Genomic DNA, 23,895 nt, shown 5'->3' on the forward strand with positions numbered 1-23,895 from the left:
CGGCTACGCGCTAGTGTTCATCTTTGTTGGAACACGTTCGACCGCGTGAGAGTACGTGGACCCCGGGGAGGCACGGCGGATGCTCGCTCAGCAGCGGCAGGCGGCCATCCTGGAGCGGGTCCGGTCGACCGGGGGCGTCCGGGTGACCGAGCTGGCCGCCGAGTTCGGCGTCTCCGACATGACCATCCGGCGCGACCTGGAGTCGCTGCACGAGCGCGGCCTGCTGGCCAAGGTGCACGGCGGTGCCACGGCGGCCGGCCCGAGCTCCACCGACGAGCCGGGCTTCCACGCCAAGTCGGTCCGACAACTGCCGGAGAAGGCCGCCATCGCGGATCGGGCGGCGCAGTTGGTCCGGCCGGGCGCGGCGGTCGCGCTCTCGGCGGGCACCACCACCGCGGAGCTGGCCCGGAGGCTGGTGGACGTGCCCGGCCTGACCGTGGTGACCAACTCGCTGCCGGTGGCCGAGATCCTGCACGCCGGCGGTCGACCGGATCAGACGGTGGTGCTCACCGGTGGCGTACGCACACCGTCGGACGCGCTGGTCGGCCCGCTCGCGGTCAGCGCCGTCCGGAGGCTGCACCTGGATCTGCTCTTCCTCGGCGTGCACGGCATCACCGAGCGGGCCGGCTTCACCACCCCCAACCTGATGGAGGCGGAAACCGACCGGGCGCTGGTGGCGGCGGCGGACCGGCTGGTGGTGCTCGCCGACCACACCAAGTGGGGCACGGTCGGCATCTCCTCGATCGTCGAGCTGGCCGCAGCACACGTACTGGTCAGCGACGACCGGTTGCCTCCGCCCGCGCGCCGGGTACTCGGCGAGCAGGTGGGTGAATTGATCATGGTGAAGGCGACAGGGGCGGGCCGCGCGACGGGCACGCCGACAAGTGAGGGGACGGCGCCGTGAAGCGCACCGCGATCGACCTGGCCGACGGCCGGGAGCTGATCTACTTCGACGAGCGCGACGACGCCGTCCGCGACCAGCCGGATCGCCGGGACCTGCCGCCGCCGCCCCCCGCGTCCCAGCTGCGCTACGACCCGCTGACCGACGAGTGGGTGGCGGTCGCCGTGCACCGACAGACCCGCACATTCCTTCCGCCGGCGAACGAGTGCCCACTCGACCCGTCGCTGGGTGACCGGCTGACCGAGATCCCGGCCCCCGACTACGACGTGGTGGTGTTCGAGAACCGGTTTCCGTCGTTGAGCGGCCGGGTGGCTGACGAGCCTGGGGAGATCACGCCGTTCACGCCAGTCCGGCCGGGCCTCGGCCGGTGCGAGGTGGTCTGCTTCACCTCCGACCACAACGCCTCCTTCGCCAGCCTCCCCCCGCGCCGGGTCCGAACCGTGCTGGACGCGCTCGCCGACCGGACCGAGGTGCTCGGTGCCCTGCCCGGCGTGGAGCAGGTGTTCTGCTTCGAGAACCGGGGCGTCGAGATCGGCGTCACGCTGCATCACCCGCACGGGCAGATCTACGCGTACCCCTTCGTGACGCCGCGCACCCGGGCACTGCTGGCCGCGGCACGCCGGCACGCCGAGCGGAACGGCGGGGGCAACCTCTACGCGGACGTGCTGGCCGCCGAGCGCGCCGCCGGCGACCGGGTGGTGGCCGAGAACGAGCACTGGACGGCGTTCGTCCCGGCGGCGGCCCGCTGGCCGTTCGAGGTGCACGTGGCGCCGCACCGCGTGGTGCCGGACATCCCGGCGCTCAGCGACAGCGAGCGGGACGCCTTCGGGCCGCTCTACCTGGACCTGCTGCGCCGCTTCGACGGCCTGTTCGACATGCCGATGCCGTACATCTCGGCGTGGCACCAGGCGCCGGTGCGGATCGACCGCGAGCTGGGCCACCTGCACCTGCAGCTGTTCAGCATCCGGCGGGCCAAGGACAAGCTGAAGTATTTGGCGGGCTCCGAGTCCGGGATGGGTGTCTTCATCAACGACATCTCCCCCGAGCGCGCCGCCGACCTCCTGCGCGCCGCCTGAAACGGGCGGGAGACAGGGCGCGGGGGGCCCGGGACAGGGCCCCCCGCAGGGAAGGGACGGCTGGCTGTGCTCGACACAGCCGGGAAGGCTGCCTGATCGGCACGCATGCCGCGGTCGACCGCGGTCAACCTTCCTGGACGCGACTGGCATCTCGTCCACTCTGGTCAACGAGGCGCGCCGGCCGCAGTGACGCCGACGGCGTGTCGACCCCGGACACGCCGGAGCCCGCCGGCGGGTGCCGACGGGCTCCGATGATGCGGTACGCCTGGATCAGGCGAGCTTGCGCGCCAGGTTCTCGTCGAGCGCGTTCATGAACTCGTCGGTGGTCAGCCACGGGGCGTCCCGCGAGATGAGCAGCGAGAGGTCCTTGGTCATCTGGCCGCCCTCGACGGTGTCGACGATGACCTGCTCCAGGGTGTTGGCGAACTCGGTGACCGCCGGCGTGTTGTCCAGCTTGCCCCGGTGGGCCAGGCCCCGGGTCCAGGCGTAGATCGACGCGATCGGGTTGGTCGACGTCTTCTCGCCCTTCTGCCACTGCCGGTAGTGCCGGGTGACCGTGCCGTGCGCGGCCTCGGCCTCGACGGTGCGGCCGTCCGGGGAGAGCAGGACCGAGGTCATCAGACCCAGCGAGCCGAAGCCCTGCGCGACGGTGTCGGACTGCACGTCACCGTCGTAGTTCTTGCAGGCCCAGACGTAGCCGCCCTCCCACTTGAGCGCGGCGGCGACCATGTCGTCAATGAGCCGGTGCTCGTAGGTGATGCCAGCGGCCGCGAACTCGGCCTTGAACTCGTTCTCGAACACCTCGGCGAAGATGTCCTTGAACCGGCCGTCGTACGCCTTGAGGATGGTGTTCTTGGTGGACAGGTAGACCGGGTAGTTGCGGTCCAGGCCGTACCGGAACGAGGCCCGGGCGAAGTCCCGGATCGACTCGTCGTAGTTGTACATGCCCATGGCGATGCCGCCGCCGGGGAAGTTGGCGACCTCCATCTCCATCGGCGCGCCGCCGTCGGCCGGGGTGTAGGTGATGGTCACCGTGCCCGGGCCGGGGACAACGAAGTCGGTGGCCTTGTACTGGTCACCGTGGGCGTGCCGGCCGATGATGATCGGCTTGGTCCAGCCGGGGACCAGCCGCGGCACGTTGGACATGATGATCGGCTCGCGGAAGACGACACCGCCGAGGATGTTGCGGATGGTGCCGTTGGGCGACCGCCACATCTTCTTCAGGCCGAACTCCTCCACCCGGGCCTCGTCCGGGGTGATGGTCGCGCACTTGACGCCGACGCCGTGCTCCTTGATGGCGTTGGCGGCGTCAACGGTGACCTGGTCGTCGGTCTCGTCGCGGTGCTGGATCGACAGGTCGTAGTAGTGCAGGTCGACGTCGAGGTAGGGCAGGATCAGCTGCTCCCGGATCTGCTTCCAGATGATCCGGGTCATCTCGTCGCCGTCGAGCTCCACGACCGGGTTGTTTACCTTGATCTTCGCCATCGGCCGGCGCTCCTCTCGGGGGACACGTGCTCAAGCAGTACGAGCGTACTGGAAACGAGCCGGCGGCCCCCAGCCGGCCTCGACCGGCCGGCGGAAACCGGGCTGCACGGCGCAGAGATTGCCTGGCATCATCGCCCGATGCCACTGAGCCGCACCCTCGGGTCTATCACGGTCACCGCCCTCACCGACGGGGAGGGTGCCTTCTTCCAGCCTCGGACGGAGGCGTTTCCGCACGCCACGGCGGCACACTGGCAGGAGGCCGACCGGCGCGACCCCGGCTCGGTGACCGCCGACGGGCAGTGGTGGCTGCAGTTCCGCAGCTTCGCGATCCGCGCCGGCGACGGGCCGGTCACCCTGGTGGACGCCGGGATCGGCCCAGCCGACGCGCCCGCCGCGAGCTGGGCGCCGGTGCCCGGCCGACTGCCCGCCGAACTCGCCTCCGCCGGCATCGACCCGGCTGACGTCGAGATTGTCGTGCTCACCCACCTGCACACCGACCACATCGGCTGGGCGGTCACCGGCACGCCGGCTCGGCCGTACTTCCCGAACGCCAGCTACCTGCTGCAGCGCGCCGAACTGGACGCGGCGGCGACGCTGAATCCGGGGCTGCCGGCCGGCCTGATCGCGCCGTTGCGCGCCACCGGTCAGCTCCGGGTGGTCGACGGCGAGACCAAGCTCACCCCTGCGGTACGCCTGCTGCCCACCCCCGGGCACACCCCCGGCCACCAGTCGGTGCTGCTGGAGACGTCCGGGGAACGCCTGCTGGTCACCGGCGACCTGCTGGTGCACGCCGTGCAACTGGTAGACCCCGACCTGGCCTACGCCCACGAGGAGGACCCGGACGCCGCCCGCATCTCCCGCACCACCCTCCTGCGCACCCTCTCCCCCACCCTCCTGGCCACCCCCCACCTAGGCACCCCCTTCACCCCCGCCTAACCCCACCCCCATCCTTCGCCGTGTTGATCAAGAGGTTTGCGTCAGGAATCGCGTTCCCGGTGACGCAAACCTCTTGATCAACAAGGGTGGAGGTCCCGGGGGGAGTACGGGGAAGGGCCCGTCGGCGGGTGCCGGCGGGCCCTTCGGAGTGGTCGGTGGGTCACATGCTGGCGACGTCGCCCTGCTTGGCGCGGACGGCCTCGGCGGCAGCCAGGAGGCTGGCGCGCTCGTCGGCGTCCAGGTCGGTCTCGACGACCCGGCGGACGCCCTCGCGGCCGATCTCGGCCTCGACGCCCAGGTAGACGCCGGCGATGCCGTACTCGCCGTCGACCCACGCGCAGACCGGCATGACGTCGCCGGAGTCCTCGGCGACGGCCTTGGCCATCCGGGCCGCGGCGGCGGACGGGGCGTAGTACGCCGAACCGGTCTTGAGCAGCGCGACCACCTCGGCGCCACCGTTGCGGGTCTTGACGACCAGCTCCTCGATCTGCGCCGCCGGCATCGCGTCACGCAGCGGCTTGCCGTTGACCGTGCTCTTCGAGGGCACCGGCACCATGGTGTCGCCGTGCGAGCCCAGGGTGAGCGTCTTCACCGACGCGACCGGCGCGTTCAGCGCCTCGGCGACGAAGTTGGTGAACCGGGCGCTGTCCAGCATCCCGGCCTGGCCGAGCACCCGGTTCTTCGGGAACTGGGTGGCCAGCTGGGCCAGCGCGGTCATCTCGTCCAGCGGGTTGGAGACCACGATGACGACGGCGTTCGGGGCGTACTTGGCCACGTTCTCGGACACCTGCCGCACGATCTTGGCGTTGGTCTCCAGCAGGTCCATCCGGCTCATGCCCGGCTTGCGCGGCAGGCCAGCGGTGATCACGACGACGTCGGAGCCCTCGATGGCCTCGTAGCCCTCGCCGTTCGGGCCGGTGGTCACGCCCACCACCTTGGTCTCGAAGCCCTCGATGGCCCGCGACTGGTTGAGGTCGAGCGCGAGACCCGCGGGCTTGCCCTCCACGATGTCGGTGATCACGACGGTGTCGAAGACGTCGTACTCGGCCAGGCGCTGTGCGGTGGTGGAGCCGTAGAAGCCAGCCCCGACGACAGTGACCTTCTTACCCATGGTCGTCCCACTCCCTGATACCAGTCGGTTTTCCGGACCGTATCAGTCATCGTGGCACCGATCGGGCCAGGGGCGGCGGCCATCGCCGGGATGGGGTGAACGTCACGGCCGCCCGATTCACCAGGCCGACCTGCCGCGCGACCGCCCGAGGCCCGGGCGGCATACGGGGCGGTCAGCCGCGCTCGGCCCGCTCGACGACGTTGCTGAGCAACATGGCCCGGGTCATCGGGCCGACGCCGCCGGGCATCGGGACCAGCGCGCCGGCCGTCTCGGCCACCTCCGGGTCCACGTCGCCGGTGTAGCGGCCCTTGCCGTCCGTGCCGATCACCCGGGTGATGCCGACGTCGACGACCACCGCGCCAGGGTTGATCATGTCGGCGGTGAGCAGGCCCGGTACGCCGGCCGCGACGATGACGATGTCGGCGGCACGGGTGTGCGAGGCGAGGTCGAGGGTGCCGGTGTGGCACAGGGTCACGGTGGCGTTCTCGCTGCGCCGGGTGAGCAGCAGGCCGAGCGGGCGGCCGACGGTGTTGCCCCGGCCGACCACCGCGACGGTGGCACCGCGCAGCGCCACGTCGTGCCGGCGGAGCAGCTCCACGATGCCGCGCGGGGTGCAGGGCAGCGGGCCGTCGTAGCCGAGGACGAGCCGGCCCAGGTTGACCGGGTGCAGGCCGTCGGCGTCCTTGTCCGGGTCGATCAGTTCCAGCACCCGCTGGGTGTCCAGGTGGGCGGGCAGCGGCAGCTGGACGATGTAGCCGTGGCACGCCGGGTCGGCGTTCAGCTCGGCCAACACGTCGTCGACCTGCTGCTGGGTGGCGTCCGCCGGCAACTCCCGGCGGATCGAGGCGATGCCCACCTCGGCGCAGTCCCGGTGCTTGCCGTTGACGTACGCCTGGCTGCCCGGGTCCGCCCCGACCAGGACGGTGCCCAGCCCGGGGGTGATGCCGCGTTCCGCGAGCGCCTTCACCCGTATCCGCAGCTCGTCCTTGATCTCCGCCGCGGTTGCCTTGCCGTCCAGAAGCGTCGCCGTCACGATCCGATCGTCTCACGGCCGCCGCCCGCCGTTCGGACGACCTCGGTCGGGCGGCTGCCGAGCGCCCAGTTCGACTCTCTTCACGGTAACGATACGTGACGTGTTGATCGTCACTCTCAGTGACTTTTTGTGGATCAGGTCACCGCCGAATCGGGCAGGTCGGCCGAGTGGGGCAGGGACCGCACGTTCGGTCGAGAGCCGGCGAGTCCGGCCGTGGCACCGCGAGGAGTGCCCGAACCGACCGAAGAATTCGCTCGCCAGAGCCCCTGAATCGGATTTTCGCTAGCAGCTCCGACGCCAGCCGGCAAGGGAGGGACCCCCGGACCGTTATCGACCCGCAACCGGGTCGTTGTCGAAGGCCAACGGCCGACCTACCGTTACGGCTTGTTGCGCAGCGTAACCCAGCGTCGGGCCTGACTGCGCAGCGTGAGGAGATGAGGAGGCTCAATGCGAGTTCGTAGACTCGCTGCCTGGACCGCCCTCCCGCTCGCGGTGACGCTGGGCCTCGCGGCCTGCGGCAGCGGCGGAGATGGTGGATCCGGCAGCAGCGACCCCAACGCGGCCGTCAGCATCCAGATCGGCGAGCCGCAGCACCTGGTTCCGACGAACACCACCGAGACCTCGGGCTCGCAGGTGCTCGCCGGCCTGTTCAGCCCGCTCGTGGACTACGACGCGCAGAACAAGCCGTACGAGGTCGCGGCCGAGTCGGTGACGTCGTCGGACAACAAGGTCTGGACGATCAAGCTCAAGGACGGCTTCACCTTCCACAACGGTGAGAAGGTCACGGCCGAGGACTACGTCAACGCCTGGAACTACGGCGCGTACGCGCCCAACGGCCAGGGCGGCAGCTACTTCTTCGAGAAGATCGCCGGCTACGCGGACCTCCAGGGCGAGAAGCCGAAGGCACAGACGATGTCCGGGCTGAAGAAGGTCGACGACCTCACCTTCACCGTGACGCTGTCCGAGCCGTACATCGACTTCAAGACGATGCTCGGCTACAACGCGTTCTACCCGCTGCCGGACGCCGCGTTCTCCGCTCCGGGCGTGCTCAAGGACTCGTACGAGCAGGCGCCGATCGGTCAGGGCCCGTTCAAGATGAAGGGCACCTGGCAGCACGACTCCAAGATCGACGTCGAGCGGTACGACGCGTACCCGGGTGAGAAGCCCAAGGTCAAGGGCGTCGAGTTCCGGGTCTACCAGCAGCTCTCCGCGGCCTACGCGGACGTCCTGGGCGACAACCTGGACGTGCTGCCCACGATCCCGACCGAGAGCCTGAGCAACGCCCCGACCGACCTGGGCGACCGGTACCAGGTCAGCCCGATGTCGTCGTTCCAGTTCCTGGCGTTCCCGACGTTCGACAAGGACTTCAGCAACCCGGACGTGCGTAAGGCCATCTCGATGGCCATCGACCGGGACGAGATCACCAAGTCGGTCTTCAAGGGTTCGCAGGAGCCGGCCCGCTCGTTCGTCTCGCCGGTGCTGCCGGGTTACCGGGAGAACACCGCGGGCTCGGCGGCGGAGTTCAACCCGACCGAGGCCAAGAAGCTCTACCAGGCCGCCGGCGGCCCGTCGAAGATCGTCATCTCCTACAACGGCGACGGCGGTCACAAGGACTGGGTCGACGCCACGGCCAACCAGCTGAAGGCCAACCTGGGCGTCGAGGTCGTCGGCTCGGCCGAGCCGAAGTTCGCCGACCTGCTGACCAAGGTCGAGAAGAAGCAGCCGGTGGGTATGTTCCGCTTGGGTTGGGTCATGGACTACCCGAGCATGGAGGACTACCTCGGCCCGCTGTACAGCACCAACGGCTCGTCGAACTACTACGGCTACAGCAACCCGGAGTTCGACAAGCTGGTCAAGGAGGGTTCCGCCGCCAAGACGCAGGACGAGGCGATCGCCAAGTACCAGCAGGCGGAGGACATCCTGGCCAAGGACATGCCGGTGATCCCGCTCCGCTTCGGCGAGAACGTGTACGGCCACTCGTCCAAGGTCAAGAACGTCGAGATGGACCTGTTCCAGCGGGTCAACCTCGTGAAGATCGAAGCGGCCAGCTGAGCTGACCATGGTGCGGGCCACCCGGGCGAAGACGCCCGGGTGGCCCGGACCGCGTTACCCCCGCCGGGACGCAGTCGCGGACCCCGGCACCGGTGGCGCCGGCCTCCCCCGGGCCGGACGGCAGACGTATCAGATATTTCGGGTACGACCAGAGATGCCGTCCTGCGACCCTTCCGCACATTTCCGGAGAGACTGCTAAGCATGTTCCGCTACATCGTGCGGCGCCTACTGCAGATGGTCCTGGCGTTCTTCGGGACCACCCTGATCGTCTACGCGCTGATGTTCGCCGGCCAGGGCGACCCGATCCAGGCCCTCGCGGGCGAACGACCGGTGACGGAGGCTCAGCGGGCCTACCTCACTGAGAAGTACCACCTGGACGCCACCGGTGTCGGCGGCTTCTTCTACCGCTACTTCGACTACGTCAAGAGCCTGCTCCAGGGGGACCTCGGCCAGTCACTGACCGGCCGCCAGATCGGCGACATCCTGCAGGCGGCCTGGCCGGTCACCCTGAAACTCGCGCTCATCGCGCTCGCCGTGGCGATCATCGTCGGGGTCACCGCCGGCGTCGTCGCCGGCATCCGCCGGGCCAGCATCTTCGACAACTCGACGCTCGTGCTGACCCTGCTGGTGCTGGGCATCCCCACCATCGTGCTGGCGCCGCTGGCGCAGTACTTCCTGGGCGTCAAGTGGCAGCTCTTCCCGCCCACCGCCGGCTCGGAGCCGACCTTCTACGCGCTGCTGCTGCCCGGCATCGTGCTCGGCTCACTGTCGCTGGCCACCGCGCTGCGGCTGACCCGTACCTCGGTGGCGGAGAACCTGCGCGCCGACTACGTACGGACCGCCCGGTCCAAGGGCCTGGTCAAGCGCCGCATCGTCACCGTGCACGTGCTGCGCAACTCGCTCATCCCGGTGATCACCTTCCTCGGTGTGGAACTGGGCAACCTGATGAGCGGCGCGATCATCACCGAGGGCGTCTTCAACATCCCCGGCGTGGGCTTCAACCTCTTCCGCGGCATCCGCACCGAGGACGGCCCCCTGGTGGTGGGCATCGTCAGCGTGCTGGTCGTGGTCTACCTGGTCTCGAACCTGGTGGTGGACGTCCTGTACGCCGTACTCGACCCGAGGATCCGCTATGAGTGACTTCGAAACTGTGGCGGCCACCGAGAACCAGGCCGCTCGCCGTGGGCCCTCGGGCGAGCCCGGCACACCGGGCCAGATCGGCGCGCCGAACAAACCGCGCAGCCTGGCCGGGGACGCCTGGCGCGACCTACGCCGCAACCCGATCTTCTGGATCTCGCTGACGCTGGTCGTCATCCTCACGCTGATGGCCCTGGCCCCCGGCGTGTTCACCGCCAACGACCCGAGGGACTGCCTGCTCTCCCGGCAGCACGCCGGGCCGTCCGGCGGAGCCATCTTCGGGTACGACTTCCAGGGCTGCGACACGTACTCCCGGGCCGTCTACGGCACCCGGGCCTCGCTGCTGGTCGGCGCGCTCGCCGCGCTCGGCACCGGGGTGATCGCGCTTGTGGTCGGCATGCTGGCCGGGTACTTCGGCCGCTGGGTCGACGCGGTGCTCTCCCGGGTGATCGACGTGGTGCTCGGCATCCCGCTGCTGCTGGCCGCGATCGTGCTGCTCAAGCGAGTCGCCAGCGACAGCGAGACCGCCCGGATCGCCGCGGTGATCTTCGTGCTGGCCATCCTCGGCTGGACCACCGCGGCCCGGGTGGTGCGCTCCTCGGTGATCACCGCCAAGGAGCAGGACTACGTGGCGGCGGCCCGGATGCTCGGCGCCGGCAACGGTCGGATCATGTGGCGGCACATCCTGCCGAACTCGCTGGCCCCGGCCATCGTCGTGCTGACCATCGCGCTCGGCTCGTTCATCGCCGCCGAGGCGACGCTCTCCTTCCTGGGCATCGGCCTGAAGGCGCCGACCATCTCGTGGGGCCAGGACATCGACACCGGCCGCATCCACATGCGCGAGGCGGCCACGCCGCTGATCGTCCCCTCGGCCTTCCTCGCGCTGACCGTGCTGGCGTTCATCATGCTCGGCGACGCGATCCGTGACGCCTTCGACCCGAAGCTGCGGTGAGAACCTCATGACCCACTCCACCGTCCAACCAACCCCCGCCTCCGCCACTCCCGAGGGTGGCCACCTGTTGGAGCTGCGGGACCTGCACGTCGAGTTCCGGACCAACGAGGGCGTGGCCCGGGTGATCAACGGCGTGTCGTACCACCTGGACGCCGGGGAGACGTTGGCCGTGCTCGGCGAATCGGGCTCCGGCAAGTCGGTCACCGCCCAGGCGATCATGGGCATCCTGGACACCCCGCCCGCGTTCATCCGCTCCGGCCAGATCCTCTACCGGGGTCAGGATCTGCTCACCCGCTCCGAGGAGCAGCGCCGGCAGGTCCGCGGCAAGGAGATCGCGATGATCTTCCAGGACGCGCTCTCCGCGCTGAACCCGGTCTTCCCGGTCGGTTGGCAGATCGGCGAGACGCTGCGCCAACGCGCCGGCATGTCCCGGGGCGACGCCCGCCGCCGGGCCATCGAGCTAATGGACCTGGTCAAGATCCCGGGCGCCGCGAAGCGGATCGGCGACTACCCGCACCAGTTCTCCGGGGGCATGCGGCAACGCGTCATGATCGCCATGGCGCTGGCGCTGGACCCGAAGGTGCTGATCGCCGACGAGCCCACCACGGCGCTCGACGTCACCGTGCAGGCCCAGATCATGGACCTGCTGGCTGACCTGCGCCGGGACCTCAACATGGCGATGGTCCTGATCACCCACGACCTGGGCGTGGTCGCCGGCGTCGCGGACCGGATCGCGGTCATGTACGCCGGCCGGATCGTCGAGCACGCCGACGTCCGCTCGCTGTACCGGGCGCCGGCCCACCCGTACACCAAGGGTTTGCTGGAGTCGATCCCGCGCATGGACGTCCGCGGCCAGGAACTGTCGACGATCAAGGGGCTGCCGCCGAACCTCATGCGGATCCCCTCCGGATGCCCGTTCCACCCCCGGTGCCCGTACGTCCAGCAGGTCTGCGTGGACGCGGTGCCGCACGATCTGGTCCTCGGCGACGGCCGGACCAGCGCTTGCCACTTCGCGCAGGAGGTCCTTGATGACAGCGCCCGCTAGCTCCACCAAGGTCCGGGGCGAGACCATCCTCTCCGTCGACAACCTGGTGAAGCACTTCCCGATCAGTCAGGGTGTGCTGTTCCAGCGGCAGGTCGGCGCGGTCAAGGCGGTCGACGGCGTGAGCTTCGAGCTGCGCCGGGGTGAGACGCTCGGCATCGTCGGCGAGTCCGGCTGCGGCAAGTCCACCCTCGCCCGGCTGCTGATGCGACTGGAGACGCCCACCTCCGGCCGGGCCACCCTGGAGGGCAAGGACCTCTTCAAGTCCTCCGGGTCAGAGCTGCGCCGGCTGCGCCGAAACATGCAGATGGTCATGCAGGATCCGTACACCTCGCTGAACCCGCGGATGACGGTCGGCGACATCATCGGCGAGCCGTTCGAGATCCACCGCGACGCGGCGCCGAAGGGCAGTCGGGAGCGGCGGGTCCAGGAGCTGCTGGACGTGGTCGGGCTCAACCCGGAGCACATCAACCGGTACCCGCACCAGTTCTCCGGCGGCCAGCGCCAGCGCATCGGCATCGCCCGCGCGCTCGCCCTGCGGCCGGAGATCATCGTCTGCGACGAGCCCGTCTCGGCGCTGGACGTCTCCATCCAGGCCCAGGTGATCAACCTGCTGGAGCAGCTTCAGGACGAGTTCGGGCTCTCGTACATCTTCATCGCCCACGACCTGTCCGTGGTGCGGCACATCTCCGACCGGGTCGCCGTGATGTACCTCGGCAGGATCGTCGAGATCGGCACCGAGGACGAGATCTACGAGCGGGCGACCCACCCGTACACCCAGGCGCTGCTCTCCGCGGTGCCGGTGCCGGACCCGGAGGCTCGCGAGCAGCGCAACATGATCCGACTCGTCGGTGACGTGCCCAGCCCGGCCGACCCGCCGTCGGGCTGCCACTTCCGGACGCGCTGCTGGAAGGCGCAGGACATCTGCGCCACCGAGGATCCGCAGTTGGTGCCCCGCGCCGCCGACGCGCACCCCTCCGCCTGCCACTTCGCCGAACTCCGCCCACCGATCCCCACCACCTGACCCCGTTCCCCGCGCCGTCGATCATGGAGTCGTGGTGGCCGTGTTGTGGCCTATCGCGGCTTTCGCGAGGCACCACAATTCCATGATCGACGCGGGGGTAGGCCGGGGTTAGGCCGGGGTTAGTGGAAGAAGTGGCGGGTGCCGGTCAGGTACATCGTGACGTTGGCTTCCTTGGCGGCGGCGATGACCTCTTCGTCGCGGATCGAACCGCCGGGCTGCACGATGGCGCGGACACCGGCCTCGATGAGGATCTTCGGGCCGTCAGCGAACGGGAAGAACGCGTCCGAGGCGGCGACCGATTCCCGGGCCCGGTCGGCGCCCGCGCGGCTGACCGCCAGGAGCGCCGAGTCGACCCGGTTGACCTGCCCCATGCCGACCCCGACAGTGGCGCCGCCCTTGGCGAGCAGGATCGCGTTGCTCTTCACCGCGCGGACCGCCCGCCAGGCGAACGCGAGGTCGCGCAGCAACTCCGCGTCCGCCGCCTCGCCGGTCGCCAGCCGCCAGCTCGCCGGATCGTCGCCGGGGGCATCCACCCGGTCGGCGACCTGGGACAGCACGCCACCCGTCACCGGCCGCCACTCGACCTTCGCCGGGCTCCAGGCCGGCGCGCGCAGCAGCCGGATGTTCTTCTTGCCCTGCAACACCTCGACCGCACCCTCGTCGAAGCCCGGGGCGACCACCACCTCGGTGAAGATTTCGGCCACCTGCCGGGCCAGCTCGACCGAGACCGGCCGGTTGACCGCGATCACCCCGCCGTACGCCGACACCGGGTCGCAGGCGTGCGCCTTGCGGTGCGCCTCGGCCACGTCCGTGCCCACCGCGATACCGCACGGGTTGGCGTGCTTGATGATCGCCACGGCCGGCTGGTCGGCGAAGTCGTTCGCCGCCCGCCAGGCGGCGTCCGCGTCGACGTAGTTGTTGTAGGACATCTCTTTGCCGTGCAGCTGCTCGGCCTGGGCCAGCCCCGCCGGGGCGTCCGGGTCGGTGTAGAGCGCGGCCGGCTGGTGCGGGTTCTCCCCGTAGCGCAGCACCGCGGACTTGCGCAGCGCCAGCCCGGCGAACGCCGGCCACCAGTCGTCGGCCGGGGCCAGCTCCTGAGCGCACCACTGGGCGACCGCCACGTCGTACTCGGCGATGTCGGCGAACGCCCGGGCGGCCAGTGCGCGGCGCTGGGCCAGGGTGAACCCGCCCTCGCCGAGCGCGGCGCGCAACGCCGGGTACCCGGCCGGGTCGGTGAGCACCGCGACCGAGGCGTGGTTCTTGGCGGCGGCCCGCACCATGGCCGGGCCGCCGATGTCGATCTGCTCGACGCACTCGTCGACGCCGGCGCCGGAGGCCACCGTCGCCTGGAACGGGTAGAGGTTGGAGACCAGCAGGTCGAACGCGGCCACTCCCAGCTCGTCGAGCTGCGCGACGTGCGTGTCCTTGCGCAGGTCAGCGAGGAGACCAGCGTGCACCTTCGGGTGCAGGGTCTTCACCCGGCCGTCGAGCACCTCGGGGAAGCCGGTCACCGTCTCCACCGGCGTCACCGGCACCCCGGCGGCGGCGATGGTGGCCGCCGTGCTACCGGTGGACACGATCTCCACGCCGGCCGCGTGCAGGGCCTGGGCCAGCTCGACCAGCCCGGTCTTGTCGTAGACGCTGACCAGCGCCCGCCTGATCGGGCGGCGCCCGTCCTGAGTGGAACTCACGGAACCGTGACCTTCCTTCCGGTGATGGTCCAGCCTTCGCGGACCAGGCGGCCGACCTGCTCGACGAGCTGGCGCCGCTCGGCTTCCTTGATGCGCTCGGTGAGCGTCTCCACGTCGTCGGAGTCCAGCACCGGCACCGCGACCTGCGCCACGATCGGCCCGGTGTCCATACCGGCGTCGACGAAGAACAGCGTGGCCCCGGTGAGCTTCACGCCGTAGGCGAGGGCATCGCGCGGGCCGTGGATGCCGGGGAACGCCGGCAGCAGGGTGTTGTGGGTGTTCAGGTAGCGGTCGCCGAAGGCGGCGAGGAAGTGCGGGCCGACCAGCTTGAGAAACCCGGCGGAGATGACCAGGTCGGGTTGGTGCTTCGCGACGTGCGCGGTGAGCGCGCGGTCCCAGTCCTCCCGGGTCTCGTGGTCGCGGACCCGCTCGACGAACGTCGGAACCCCGGCGGCTGCGGCCCGGTCCAGGCCCGCGATTCCGTCGCGGTCCGCGCCGACCGCGACCACCTGCGCGCCGTACGCGGGGTCGACGGCGGCGTTCAGCAGCGCCTGCAGGTTGCTCCCGGAGCCGGAAACGAGGACGACGATGCGGGCGACGGACGCGGGCTCGGTCACCCGGCAACCCTATCGGGCAGGTCAGGACGCCCATCGGCTGGGCGGCGCGCTGATCGTTGACAGTCCCGCGGGCATCGATTCGGTACGCTGCCGGTCGCTCGGGCTGAACACCGTGCCGGCCGCACCCCGTCAGTGATCCGGCACGCCAGCCGCGTCGTCTGAATGAGGAGCACCCCCATGCAGCCCGGTTACCACCCCCAGCAGCAGCCGCCAATCAACAACAACATGACAATGTCGATCGTCGCCATCTTCCTCTTCTGGCCGCTGGCCATTCCGGCGATCATCAACGCGTCCAAGGTCAACCCGCTTCTTCAGCAGGGCGACTACGCCGGAGCCCAGGCCGCTGCCGCGGAGTCACGGAAGTGGTCGAAGTGGGCCCTGATCGCCGGCATCACGTGGTATGCCATCTTCCTGGTGTGCTGTGCGTTGGGCGGTCTGGGCGCGATCATGAGTGGCGACAGCGGCAGCTCATGAGTAGGAACAACAGCAGCTACTGACAAACCCAGCCCAAGGAGCTTCTCGAATGCAGCCCGGTAACCCCGGTCAGGACCCGTACGGCCAGCAGCCCAATCAGGACCCGACCGCCCCCCAACCGCCGCACGACCCGTACGCTCCGCCGCCGGCCGCCCCGTACGGTCAGCAGCCCACCTCCGGCCAGCCGTACGGCCAGCAGCCGCAGGACCCGTACGGCGCACCGCAGAACCCGTACGGCCAGCAGCCCTACGGCCAGCAGCCCACCCCCGGGCAGCCCTACGGCCAGCAGCCCACCTCGGGGCAGCCGTACGGCCAGCAGCCGCCGTACCAGGACCCGTACGGCCAACAGCAGCCGCCGCCCTACGGTGCACCGACGTACCCGAACGCCGGCTACCCGCAGCAGGGGCAGAACAACACCCTCGGCCTGGTGTCGATGATCCTCGGCATCGCGTCGATCCCGCTGATCTGCTGCCTCTACCTGGGCATCCCGGTCGGCATCGCGGGCGTGGTGACCGGTTACCTGGCCCAGCAGAAGGTCGCCCAGGGCCAGGCCAACAACGGCGGGCAGGCCAAGGCCGGCCTGATCTGCGGTGCGGTCGGTGCCGGGTTGGGCATCCTGCTGATCATCTTGAGCATCGTGGCGAACGTCAACCTGCCGACCGAGCCCTGAGCGGTCCGGTCCTGACGGGGCGCTCCGGATTCGTCCGGGGCGCCCCGCGCCTTCTCCGCCATGGCCACCGCCCGCGCCGGGCGGCCGGCCGGCCGGCCGGGGTCAGGGCCCGGTCGAGGTCGGGGTCGCGGCGCTGGTGCGGGGTTTCTGCGCGGGGGCCCGGGTGAGGGCCCGGGTCGCGGCGGCACCGAGCAGCGCGCCGACCGCGATGACACCGGCCGCCACCGCGCCGACCTGCCAGCCCACCGGCCCGACCTGCGCCAGCCGGCCGGCACCGAGCGGCCCGCCGGAGACCGCGGCGGCCACGCCGAGCAGCACGCCGGCGACCGGCCCGGCCAGCGCCGCCGGCGCCAGCAGCTCAGCCCAGCGCTGCGGCGCCCGCTCCGGCCCGGCCAGCCGGGCCACCCGGCGGGCGAGCAGCCAGCCGGCAACCATCCCGGCCAGCACCGGCACTGCGAGCAGCAGGGCGCCGAAGCCGTCCACCGGGCCGCGTGGCAGGCCGGCGAGCAACGGTACGGCCGGCAGCGCGCCGACCGACACCTCACTGGTGCGGACCGCGGTGTCGACGCCGACCGCGAAGCCCGGCCCGAGCAGGTAGCTGGTCGACCAGACCGCCGCGTTCGGCGCGTAGGCGAGGCTGACCAGGGTGATCCCGGCCTGCCCGGCCACCCCGGTGCGGTACGCCCCGATCATGTCCGCCGCGTCCCCGCCGCCGGTGGCCACCGCCAGGCCGGCCGCGCCGGCGCCCGCGCCGAGCAGGAGGATCCCGGCCACCAGACCGGTGCGTACGCCGTCGCGCAGCGGACCCGGCATCCGGGTGACGAGCAGCCGGGTCACGGCGGTGATCCGGGTCGCGCCGACCAGCGCGGCGAGCGTGCCGACCACCGCGAACGTGGCTGCCGCCCGCACCAGGGACACGTCCGGCCCGCCGGAGCCGACCAGCACCGCCGCGAGCGCGCCGAACAGCGCGTACGCCATGCCGACCGCGCCCGCGGCGAGCAGCGCCCGGCGCGGTGAGCGGGTGCCGCGGGCGCCGATCGCGCGGCTGACGTGCACGCCCGCCCGGGTCAGCCGCCAGAACGCGAGCACGGTCAGCGCCAGCGGGGCGAGCCCGAACGGGCCGGACTCGGTCTGCAGCGGCACGCCGTGCCCCAGCAGCCAGCCGGCCAGCGTGGTGCGCAGGGTGCCGGTCAGCGTGGCGGAATCCGCGCCGAGTTGGACCAGGCCGAGCACGATGGCGACCGGCAGGTACGAGGTGAGCGCGGCCCAGCCGGCGGCCACCCCGGCGGCGACGAGCAGCGGTGCCCGTCCGCGCGGCGACCCGCCGGCGCGGGGGGCGGGCACCCGCCGGCCCGGCGCGGCACGGTCGGCCGTCCGGTCGTCGGCGCGCACACCGGCGGTCCGGCTGGGATGGTCAGGGGTGACGGGGGACATCGGCTCTACTCTGGCACGTCGTGCGGGCAGTGGCAGTCCGTTAACCCGCCCCGAGCGGCGGCGAGTTGACCGAAGCGGGGTCCGGGCCGTCCGGCCGGGTCTAGCCTCGGCCCAGAGGGGCTGACCGTCGCCGCCACCCGGGCCGGGTCCGCCGGTCGCGTTCCGGGTCGGCCCGCCGCCCACGAGCGCCCGGAGGAAGCCGTGACGACCGCATACCCGCCGCCCCCGCCGCCACCGGCCAGGGGACGGGACCGGACCACGCTCTGGGGCGTGCTGGGCATCGTGCTCGGCCTGATCTGCTGCGGCATCCTCGGCATCATCTTCGGCTACCTGTCCATCCGCGACGCCCGGCGGTACGGCCAGTCGCCCCTGCTCGGCTACCTCGCCATCGCGTTCGGCGTGATCAACATCATCGGCGGCGCGATCCTGCGCCTCAGCGGCAACTACCCGTTCTGGAACAACGACTGAGCCCGTGCCGGGTGGTCAGCCGACCAGCCGACGTTGGTACCGCAGGCCGGCGCGGCCGCCGACGCGGACCTCACCCACCACGGTGAATCCGGTGCGCGCCAGCACCGTGTGGTACGCCGAGGGGGCCGACCGGAACCGGTCGACCCCCTTCGGTGTTGCCTGGTCCGCTCAGCTGCCGGACATGATCTCGCGCATCAGGCGGGCGGTCTCGGTCGGCGTCTTGCCGACCTTGACACCGACCGCCTCCAGTGCCGCCTGCTTCCCCTCGGCGGTGCCGGCCGAGCCGGAGATGATCGCACCGGCGTGGCCCATGGTCTTGCCGGGAGGCGCGGTGAAGCCGGCGATGTAGCCGACCACCGGCTTGGTGACGTTGGCCTTGATGAACTCGGCGGCACGCTCCTCGGCGTCACCGCCGATCTCACCGATCATGACGATGGCGTCGGTGTCCGGGTCGGCCTCGAACGCCTTCAGAGCGTCGATGTGGGTGGTGCCGATGATCGGGTCACCACCGATGCCGACGCAGGTGGAGAAGCCGATGTCGCGCAGCTCGTACATCATCTGGTAGGTCAGCGTGCCGCTCTTGCTGACCAGGCCGATCCGGCCGGAGCCGGTGATGTCGGCCGGGATGATGCCGGCGTTGGAGGCGCCGGGCGAGGCGATGCCCGGGCAGTTCGGCCCGATGATCCGGGTCTGCTCGCCCTGCGCCACGTTGTACGCCCAGAACGCGGCGGTGTCGTGCACCGGCACGCCCTCGGTGATCACCACGGCCAGCGGGATCGCGGCGTCGATCGCCTCGACCACGGCGGCCTTCGTGAACTGCGGAGGCACGAAGATGACCGTGACGTCGGCACCGGTCTCGGCCATGGCGTCCGCCACGGACGCGAAGACCGGCAGCTCGGTGCCGTCGAAGTCGACCTTCTGGCCCGCCTTGCGCGGGTTGACGCCACCGACGACGTTGGTGCCGGCGGCGAGCATCCGCCGGGTGTGCTTGGAACCCTCGGAACCGGTCATCCCCTGGACGATGACCTTCGAGTCCTTGGTCAGCCAGATAGCCATGATCAGACCCCCGCAGCTGCCAGCTCGGCGGCCCGCTCGGCCGCACCGTCCATGGTGTCCACCCGCTGCACGAGCGGGTTGTTCGCGCTGTCCAGGATCGCCCGGCCGGCCTCGGCGTTGTTGCCGTCGAGGCGGACAACGAGCGGCTTGGTGACCTGCTCGCCACGCTGCTCCAGCAGGGCCAGCGCCTGGATGATGCCGTTGGCGACCTCGTCGCAGGCGGTGATGCCGCCGAAGACGTTGACGAAGACGCTCTTCACGGCCGGGTCGGAGAGCACGATCTCCAGCCCGTTGGCCATCACGGCGGCGCTCGCGCCGCCGCCGATGTCGAGGAAGTTGGCCGGCTTGACGTTGCCGTGCCGCTCACCCGCGTACGCGACCACGTCGAGGGTCGACATGACCAGACCCGCGCCGTTGCCGATGATGCCGACCTCGCCGTCGAGCTTGACGTAGTTGAGGTCCTTCTCCTTGGCGGCCTGCTCCAGCGGGTCCACCGAGGCCTGGTCGACCAGTGCCTCGTGGTCCGGGTGCCGGAACGCGGCGTTCTCGTCCAAGGTGATCTTGGCGTCGAGCAGCAGCATCCGCCCGTCGCCGTTCTTGGCCAGCGGGTTCACCTCGACCAGGGTGGCGTCCTCGGCGACGAACGCCTGCCACAGGCCGACAGCCACCTCGACCACCTGGTCGGCGACCTCGGCCGGGAAGCCGGCGGCGGTGACGATCTCGCGGGCCTTCGCCTCGTCCACACCCTTGACGGCGTCGATCGGGGCCTTGACCACCTTGTCCGGGGTATCGGCGGCGACCTGCTCGATGTCCATGCCGCCGGCCACGCTGGCGATGCAGAGGAAGGTGCGGTTCGCCCGGTCGAGCAGGTACGAGAAGTAGTACTCCTCGGCCACGTCCGCGGTCACCGTGATCATGACCTTGTGGACGGTGTGACCCTTGATGTCCATGCCGAGGATGTCGGTGGCCCTGGCCACCGCCTCATCCGGGCCCTCGGCAAGCTTGACGCCGCCGGCCTTACCTCGGCCGCCGACCTTCACCTGCGCCTTGACGACCACCCGACCGCCGAGGCGTTCGGCGATCGCGCGGGCCTCTTCCGGGGTAGTGGCGACGCCGCCGGCCAACACGGGCAAGCCGTGCCGCTCGAACAGGTCCCGCCCCTGGTACTCGTACAGGTCCACGATTGCGCGTCCCGTCCCGTCTCCGCGGCGCGCCGTCGCGCCGCCACCAGCGTTCAGAAAACAGTTTGACGCCTGTCATCACTTGAAACAGGCCATTGGCCGCAGCCTAGCGAGGTGGGCACCGCCGGCAACCGAGCGGGTGCGCGGTGTGCGGTAATGCACAACCGGGCAGCAGACAAGGCAGGTTCCGGCCACGTTACGGGCGGCGTCCACCGTCCGGGCGATGTTGCCGGGGGTGCGTAACCCGCCCGTCGGGGCGTCGTTGAGTCAGGTGTCGGAGCGCTGATCAGCGCGATGACGGGAGACGGCCGATGCCCTGTCGGTCGAGGGGTGGCGGCGGGGCATCGTGCATAGAGGGGCCGGACGTGTGAGGGGTGCGTCCGGCCCCTCCCCCGTGTCCGGACCCGCCCGACCACCCGTTCCGGCGTCGCCTCAGGCGACCGGCTGCGCGACGTTCTGCCGGACCCACTCGACGATCGACGCAGTGGTGGCGCCCGGCGTGAAGATCTTGGCGACGCCCAGCTTCTCCAGCTCGGGGATGTCGCCGTTCGGGATGATGCCGCCGCCGAACACGACGATGTCCCGGGCATCCCGCTCGCCGAGCAGCTCCAGCACCCGACGGAAGAGCGTCATGTGCGCGCCGGAGAGTACGGAGAGGCCGACCGCGTCGGCGTCCTCCTGGATCGCGGTCTCCACGATCTGCTCGGGAGTCTGGTGCAGGCCGGTGTAGACGACCTCCATCCCAGCGTCCCGCAGGGCACGCGCGACCACCTTGGCACCACGGTCGTGGCCGTCCAAGCCTGGCTTGGCGACGACGACCCGAATACGAGAGCTCATCAGCGCACACCTTTCACCGGCTCCACGGCCTTCACCTGAACGAACGGTAACCCGGCCGACCGGCCCCGGGAAATCTGGGCCGGAAACCCGCTCGACGAACCGGCGTCGCGGGGCGGGATCACCGGGAGTGCGGACGGGTACACCGATGGCATTCGACGGTCCCCGCCGTCAAGCCGGACGACTCCGCCGGACCGGTCACGCTCGGCGACGAACGGGCAGTAACGAGGGCGCCGTTCGACGTCACGATGCGTGACAATCTCGGACGCAAACGGACAGATCGACACGCCAATTCGGCGGTTCGGCTTGTGGGTCGCCTGGTGGTTGGCTAACGTGTCCACGGTTGTCATCAGGTCCATGGACGGGTGACGACGCGGCCAGCGGACGTTCACTTGAGCGTCACGAACGTCCACCGGCCGCCTCGGAACCCCGACAACGGAGGGTGTGCGTGCGCCAGCGCCTGTCGTCTGAGCCCGATCGATATCGCGGTCGTCGCCGCGTTCCCACCCCCCCGCGTAGCCGTTACGCCGCGGTCGTCACCACCGCGTTCGTCGGAGCCGGCATCGTCGCGCTCGGCGCGGGCGCCATGCCGGACGCCAAGGACGTCAGCTCGTCGGTCCTCGACGACCTGAAGCAGGCCTCGGCCACCAGCCAGGACGCCGCGGCCCGTGCCGACAACGCCGACCGCGCCTCCCGGGACAGCCGGAGCAAGGACGCCGCCGAGCCCGACGTCTGGCTGCTGCCCCTGCAGGGCTACGACTTCAACTCCCCCTACGGTGTGCGCTGGGGCAAGATGCACACCGGCGTCGACCTGGTCGCCCCCGAGGGCACGCCGTACCTGTCGGTCCACGACGGACTGGTCACCAAGGCCGGCTGGTATGGCGGGTACGGCCAGGCGGTGATCGTCCAGCACGCCGACGGCAGCGAGGCCATCTACGGCCACTCCTCCGCGCTGAGCGTCAAGGAAGGCCAGCAGGTCAAGGCAGGCGACCAGCTCGGACTGGTGGGCTACACCGGCCACTCCTACGGCACTCACCTGCACCTTGAGATCCATGTCAAGGGCCAGCCGGTCGACCCGGTGCCGTTCCTCCAGGAGCGCGGAGTGGACATCAAGCTGCAAGTCGAGGCATACTACAGCGAGGTAGCCGCGTCCTGACGCTGCGTACTGACCGTTGACCGCCCGGATCTGTCGATCCGGGCGGTTTCTCGTTGCCCGGGTCGGCTGGATGTCTGCTGGGTCACAGCACCGACTGTGACCGGTGACACCGGCCCGCATGATCACTTTTACGGACGGAACAACGCAGAGCGGACCATATCCGGGCAGGTGACACTCGGCCCGTCGGCCGGCGCCTCGGTCCCCGTACCGGGTCAACCCGGCCCGACACCAGTATTTCGAGGTCAAGTGCCCCTCGACTGTGAAGGTCCGCCGTGCAGGAAGACAGCCCCGTCCAGAACGAGAACACCCCCGACACCGCCACCGAGCAGCCGCAGCGCGCCGGCCGGCGGAGCCGTCTCATCGTGCTCGGCGCGGCCGCCCTGGTCGTCCTCGGCCTGGGCGGCGTCGCCGTCGCCACCACCGGCTCGGACCGTCCGGCGCCCACCGCCGTCTCCGCCGACGCGCAGTCCCGGGCCGAGGCCGCCAGCCGCGCGGACCGCTCTGCCCGTGAGTCGAGCGCGCCGGTCTCCCCGTCGGCCAGCCCGACACCGAGCCCGTCGACGGCCAGCGCCAGCCCGACACCGACGAAGACGGCCACCGCGAAGCCGAAGCCGAAGCCGAAGAAGACCACCAAGCCCACGCCCGCCTGGGTCGACCCGATGCCGGGCGCTGCGGTCACCTCCTGCTACGGGCAGCGGTGGGGCACCCTGCACGCCGGCATCGACCTGGCGCTGCCCTCCGGCACGCCGATCCACGCCGCTGCCGCCGGCACGGTGGTCCAGGCCGGCGACGCCGCCGACGGGTACGGCAACTCCGTCTTCGTCGACCACGGCAACGGTTACCTGACCCACTACGCCCACCAGAGCCGGATCGCGGTCACCGTCGGTCAGAAGGTCAAGGCCAACCAGGTGATCGGCTACGAGGGCGCCACCGGCGACGCCACCGGCCCGCACCTGCACTTCGAGGTGCACCAGGGCATGTGGAACCAGATCGACCCGGCGCCGTTCATGCGCGCACGCGGCGTCGACCTGGGCTGCTGACTCAGTGCTGAATGAGACCGAGGACCGGGACGGAGGCGACGTGGCCGGTCACCGGAAGGGTCTGCGCCAGTGCGAGGCCGATGTCTACCAGCGATGATCGGCGCAGGCGAGCTACGTCGGGTATCGGAGTCCAGACCGACTCGGCGGTCTCGCCGTTCGGCTCGGGCCGGAGAGCGCCACCGGTGATACGAACTCGGTAGAAGATGCCGACGTTCTGGTGCTCGATCCCCAACCACGCCTCGGCAACGGGGATCACTCTCGAGTCCACACCCAGGAGACGTTCGACCACCGCGTCGCAGCCGGTCTCCTCGGCGACCTCCCGGATCACCGCATCGAACGGATCCTCCGCGTGCTCGACCTTGCCGCCTGGGAGGGTCCAGTGAGTGTCGCCCGCCGGTGGTACGTAACGGGCGAGCAGTACCCGCTCATCCTCGATGCACACGGCGTACGCCGCCAGCCGGAAACTCATCCTCGCACCTCCCGCCGGACCCTATATCAGTGATCTCTCGACGTCGGGCGTGCTCG

24 protein-coding genes are annotated in these 23,895 nt (G+C 70.6%); 13 read left to right on the top strand and 11 right to left on the bottom strand.

Annotated elements, in window-relative coordinates; genetic code table 11:
* Positions 1–79: 79 nt before the first annotated feature.
* Positions 80–904 carry a DeoR/GlpR family DNA-binding transcription regulator gene (locus tag ACFY29_RS18325; protein WP_355608041.1) on the top strand — a complete coding sequence of 275 codons (825 nt, stop codon included), beginning with the start codon at positions 80–82 and terminating at the stop codon, positions 902–904.
* Positions 901–1,977: a galactose-1-phosphate uridylyltransferase gene (gene galT / locus ACFY29_RS18330; RefSeq protein WP_386987580.1), complete on the top strand. Its 1,077-nt coding sequence runs from the start codon at positions 901–903 to the stop codon at positions 1,975–1,977. The genes ACFY29_RS18325 and galT overlap by 4 nt, the downstream gene beginning before the upstream one ends.
* A 270-nt stretch (positions 1,978–2,247) precedes the next feature.
* Here galT and ACFY29_RS18335 read toward each other — a convergent pair whose 3' ends face one another.
* Positions 2,248–3,462, bottom strand: a complete 1,215-nt coding sequence (locus ACFY29_RS18335; RefSeq protein WP_328420242.1) for an NADP-dependent isocitrate dehydrogenase — start codon at positions 3,460–3,462, stop codon at positions 2,248–2,250.
* Positions 3,463–3,600: 138 nt separating this feature from the next.
* Between ACFY29_RS18335 and ACFY29_RS18340 the strand changes: the two genes are divergently transcribed.
* Positions 3,601–4,398: an MBL fold metallo-hydrolase gene (locus ACFY29_RS18340; RefSeq protein WP_386987583.1), complete on the top strand. Its 798-nt coding sequence runs from the start codon at positions 3,601–3,603 to the stop codon at positions 4,396–4,398.
* A 160-nt stretch (positions 4,399–4,558) separates the two neighbouring features.
* Here ACFY29_RS18340 and ACFY29_RS18345 read toward each other — a convergent pair whose 3' ends face one another.
* Together ACFY29_RS18345 and ACFY29_RS18350 are read right to left on the bottom strand one after the other, a co-directional pair.
* Complete coding sequence (locus tag ACFY29_RS18345) at positions 4,559–5,509, bottom strand: malate dehydrogenase (protein ID WP_328420245.1); 951 nt, start codon at positions 5,507–5,509, stop codon at positions 4,559–4,561.
* A gap of 172 nt (positions 5,510–5,681) precedes the next feature.
* Positions 5,682–6,542, bottom strand: coding sequence for a bifunctional methylenetetrahydrofolate dehydrogenase/methenyltetrahydrofolate cyclohydrolase (locus tag ACFY29_RS18350; RefSeq protein WP_386987587.1), 861 nt, complete (start codon positions 6,540–6,542; stop codon positions 5,682–5,684).
* 447 nt (positions 6,543–6,989) lie between these two features.
* On the opposite strand from ACFY29_RS18350, the gene ACFY29_RS18355 reads away from it, so the two are divergent.
* From ACFY29_RS18355 to ACFY29_RS18375, 5 genes are all read left to right on the top strand, one after another.
* Complete coding sequence (locus ACFY29_RS18355) at positions 6,990–8,594, top strand: ABC transporter substrate-binding protein (protein ID WP_328420249.1); 1,605 nt, start codon at positions 6,990–6,992, stop codon at positions 8,592–8,594.
* Positions 8,595–8,795: 201 nt separating this feature from the next.
* The gene (locus tag ACFY29_RS18360; protein WP_328420251.1) at positions 8,796–9,734 is read left to right on the top strand and encodes an ABC transporter permease; all 939 of its coding nucleotides are present in this window, start codon (positions 8,796–8,798) and stop codon (positions 9,732–9,734) included.
* Positions 9,727–10,683, top strand: coding sequence for an ABC transporter permease (locus tag ACFY29_RS18365; protein WP_386987591.1), 957 nt, complete (start codon positions 9,727–9,729; stop codon positions 10,681–10,683). The genes ACFY29_RS18360 and ACFY29_RS18365 overlap by 8 nt, the downstream gene beginning before the upstream one ends.
* Before the next feature lie 7 nt (positions 10,684–10,690).
* Positions 10,691–11,728: an ABC transporter ATP-binding protein gene (locus tag ACFY29_RS18370; RefSeq protein WP_355608061.1), complete on the top strand. Its 1,038-nt coding sequence runs from the start codon at positions 10,691–10,693 to the stop codon at positions 11,726–11,728.
* The gene (locus tag ACFY29_RS18375) at positions 11,712–12,749 is read left to right on the top strand and encodes a dipeptide ABC transporter ATP-binding protein (protein WP_328420257.1); all 1,038 of its coding nucleotides are present in this window, start codon (positions 11,712–11,714) and stop codon (positions 12,747–12,749) included. Before ACFY29_RS18370 ends, ACFY29_RS18375 begins: the two co-directional genes overlap by 17 nt.
* Before the next feature lie 119 nt (positions 12,750–12,868).
* Here the strand turns inward: ACFY29_RS18375 and purH are convergent, their stop codons facing one another.
* Positions 12,869–14,440, bottom strand: a complete 1,572-nt coding sequence (gene purH, locus ACFY29_RS18380; protein ID WP_386987595.1) for a bifunctional phosphoribosylaminoimidazolecarboxamide formyltransferase/IMP cyclohydrolase — start codon at positions 14,438–14,440, stop codon at positions 12,869–12,871.
* A complete protein-coding gene (gene purN / locus ACFY29_RS18385; protein WP_328420261.1) occupies positions 14,437–15,057 on the bottom strand; it encodes a phosphoribosylglycinamide formyltransferase in 621 nt (206 codons plus the stop codon). The genes purH and purN overlap by 4 nt, the downstream gene beginning before the upstream one ends.
* Before the next feature lie 177 nt (positions 15,058–15,234).
* On the opposite strand from purN, the gene ACFY29_RS18390 reads away from it, so the two are divergent.
* Together ACFY29_RS18390 and ACFY29_RS18395 are read left to right on the top strand one after the other, a co-directional pair.
* Entirely contained in the window at positions 15,235–15,531 is a 297-nt protein-coding gene (locus ACFY29_RS18390) for a CD225/dispanin family protein (protein WP_386987598.1), read from the top strand.
* Between the two features lie 49 nt (positions 15,532–15,580).
* Positions 15,581–16,201, top strand: coding sequence for a DUF4190 domain-containing protein (locus ACFY29_RS18395; protein WP_386987601.1), 621 nt, complete (start codon positions 15,581–15,583; stop codon positions 16,199–16,201).
* Positions 16,202–16,303: 102 nt separating this feature from the next.
* On the opposite strand, the gene ACFY29_RS18400 is transcribed toward ACFY29_RS18395, so the two are convergent.
* The gene (locus tag ACFY29_RS18400; RefSeq protein ID WP_386987604.1) at positions 16,304–17,635 is read right to left on the bottom strand and encodes a DUF6350 family protein; all 1,332 of its coding nucleotides are present in this window, start codon (positions 17,633–17,635) and stop codon (positions 16,304–16,306) included.
* A 201-nt stretch (positions 17,636–17,836) separates the two neighbouring features.
* On the opposite strand from ACFY29_RS18400, the gene ACFY29_RS18405 reads away from it, so the two are divergent.
* Complete coding sequence (locus ACFY29_RS18405; RefSeq protein WP_328420269.1) at positions 17,837–18,103, top strand: DUF4190 domain-containing protein; 267 nt, start codon at positions 17,837–17,839, stop codon at positions 18,101–18,103.
* A gap of 168 nt (positions 18,104–18,271) precedes the next feature.
* Here the strand turns inward: ACFY29_RS18405 and sucD are convergent, their stop codons facing one another.
* The 4 genes from sucD to ACFY29_RS18425 form a co-directional block, all read right to left on the bottom strand.
* Complete coding sequence (sucD, locus tag ACFY29_RS18410; RefSeq protein WP_328420273.1) at positions 18,272–19,159, bottom strand: succinate--CoA ligase subunit alpha; 888 nt, start codon at positions 19,157–19,159, stop codon at positions 18,272–18,274.
* Positions 19,160–19,161: 2 nt separating this feature from the next.
* On the bottom strand, positions 19,162–20,340 hold the full coding sequence (sucC, locus tag ACFY29_RS18415; protein WP_355608080.1) for an ADP-forming succinate--CoA ligase subunit beta: 1,179 nt from the start codon (positions 20,338–20,340) through the stop codon (positions 19,162–19,164).
* 432 nt (positions 20,341–20,772) lie between these two features.
* The gene (locus tag ACFY29_RS18420; RefSeq protein WP_252420090.1) at positions 20,773–21,177 is read right to left on the bottom strand and encodes a cobalamin B12-binding domain-containing protein; all 405 of its coding nucleotides are present in this window, start codon (positions 21,175–21,177) and stop codon (positions 20,773–20,775) included.
* Positions 21,177–21,524, bottom strand: coding sequence for a hypothetical protein (locus ACFY29_RS18425; protein WP_386987610.1), 348 nt, complete (start codon positions 21,522–21,524; stop codon positions 21,177–21,179). Before ACFY29_RS18425 ends, ACFY29_RS18420 begins: the two co-directional genes overlap by 1 nt.
* Positions 21,525–21,622: 98 nt before the next feature.
* On the opposite strand from ACFY29_RS18425, the gene ACFY29_RS18430 reads away from it, so the two are divergent.
* Both ACFY29_RS18430 and ACFY29_RS18435 read left to right on the top strand, forming a co-directional pair.
* Complete coding sequence (locus ACFY29_RS18430; RefSeq protein ID WP_386987613.1) at positions 21,623–22,330, top strand: M23 family metallopeptidase; 708 nt, start codon at positions 21,623–21,625, stop codon at positions 22,328–22,330.
* A 272-nt stretch (positions 22,331–22,602) separates the two neighbouring features.
* On the top strand, positions 22,603–23,370 hold the full coding sequence (locus ACFY29_RS18435) for a M23 family metallopeptidase (RefSeq protein WP_328420282.1): 768 nt from the start codon (positions 22,603–22,605) through the stop codon (positions 23,368–23,370).
* A gap of 1 nt (position 23,371) precedes the next feature.
* Here ACFY29_RS18435 and ACFY29_RS18440 read toward each other — a convergent pair whose 3' ends face one another.
* Positions 23,372–23,839 carry an NUDIX hydrolase gene (locus ACFY29_RS18440; RefSeq protein WP_386987617.1) on the bottom strand — a complete coding sequence of 156 codons (468 nt, stop codon included), beginning with the start codon at positions 23,837–23,839 and terminating at the stop codon, positions 23,372–23,374.
* Between the last annotated feature and the right edge of the window lie 56 nt (positions 23,840–23,895).

This window comes from Micromonospora sp. NPDC000668, from assembly GCF_042897975.1.
Taxonomy (GTDB): Bacteria; Actinomycetota; Actinomycetes; order Mycobacteriales; family Micromonosporaceae; genus Micromonospora.

Excerpts from the sequence above, each read along its gene's own strand:
- sucD (WP_328420273.1), bottom strand. The coding sequence starts at position 19,159 with ATGGCTATCTGGCTGACCAAGGACTCGAAGGTCATCGTCCAGGGGATG.
- ACFY29_RS18340 (WP_386987583.1), top strand. The coding sequence starts at position 3,601 with ATGCCACTGAGCCGCACCCTCGGGTCTATCACGGTCACCGCCCTCACC.
- ACFY29_RS18335 (WP_328420242.1), bottom strand. The coding sequence starts at position 3,462 with ATGGCGAAGATCAAGGTAAACAACCCGGTCGTGGAGCTCGACGGCGAC.
- ACFY29_RS18345 (WP_328420245.1), bottom strand. The coding sequence starts at position 5,509 with ATGGGTAAGAAGGTCACTGTCGTCGGGGCTGGCTTCTACGGCTCCACC.
- ACFY29_RS18440 (WP_386987617.1), bottom strand. The coding sequence starts at position 23,839 with ATGAGTTTCCGGCTGGCGGCGTACGCCGTGTGCATCGAGGATGAGCGG.
- ACFY29_RS18390 (WP_386987598.1), top strand. The coding sequence starts at position 15,235 with ATGCAGCCCGGTTACCACCCCCAGCAGCAGCCGCCAATCAACAACAAC.
- ACFY29_RS18395 (WP_386987601.1), top strand. The coding sequence starts at position 15,581 with ATGCAGCCCGGTAACCCCGGTCAGGACCCGTACGGCCAGCAGCCCAAT.
- ACFY29_RS18355 (WP_328420249.1), top strand. The coding sequence starts at position 6,990 with ATGCGAGTTCGTAGACTCGCTGCCTGGACCGCCCTCCCGCTCGCGGTG.
- ACFY29_RS18360 (WP_328420251.1), top strand. The coding sequence starts at position 8,796 with ATGTTCCGCTACATCGTGCGGCGCCTACTGCAGATGGTCCTGGCGTTC.
- ACFY29_RS18370 (WP_355608061.1), top strand. The coding sequence starts at position 10,691 with ATGACCCACTCCACCGTCCAACCAACCCCCGCCTCCGCCACTCCCGAG.
- ACFY29_RS18375 (WP_328420257.1), top strand. The coding sequence starts at position 11,712 with ATGACAGCGCCCGCTAGCTCCACCAAGGTCCGGGGCGAGACCATCCTC.
- ACFY29_RS18365 (WP_386987591.1), top strand. The coding sequence starts at position 9,727 with ATGAGTGACTTCGAAACTGTGGCGGCCACCGAGAACCAGGCCGCTCGC.
- ACFY29_RS18420 (WP_252420090.1), bottom strand. The coding sequence starts at position 21,177 with ATGAGCTCTCGTATTCGGGTCGTCGTCGCCAAGCCAGGCTTGGACGGC.
- ACFY29_RS18400 (WP_386987604.1), bottom strand. The coding sequence starts at position 17,635 with ATGTCCCCCGTCACCCCTGACCATCCCAGCCGGACCGCCGGTGTGCGC.
- ACFY29_RS18325 (WP_355608041.1), top strand. The coding sequence starts at position 80 with ATGCTCGCTCAGCAGCGGCAGGCGGCCATCCTGGAGCGGGTCCGGTCG.
- ACFY29_RS18425 (WP_386987610.1), bottom strand. The coding sequence starts at position 21,524 with ATGACAACCGTGGACACGTTAGCCAACCACCAGGCGACCCACAAGCCG.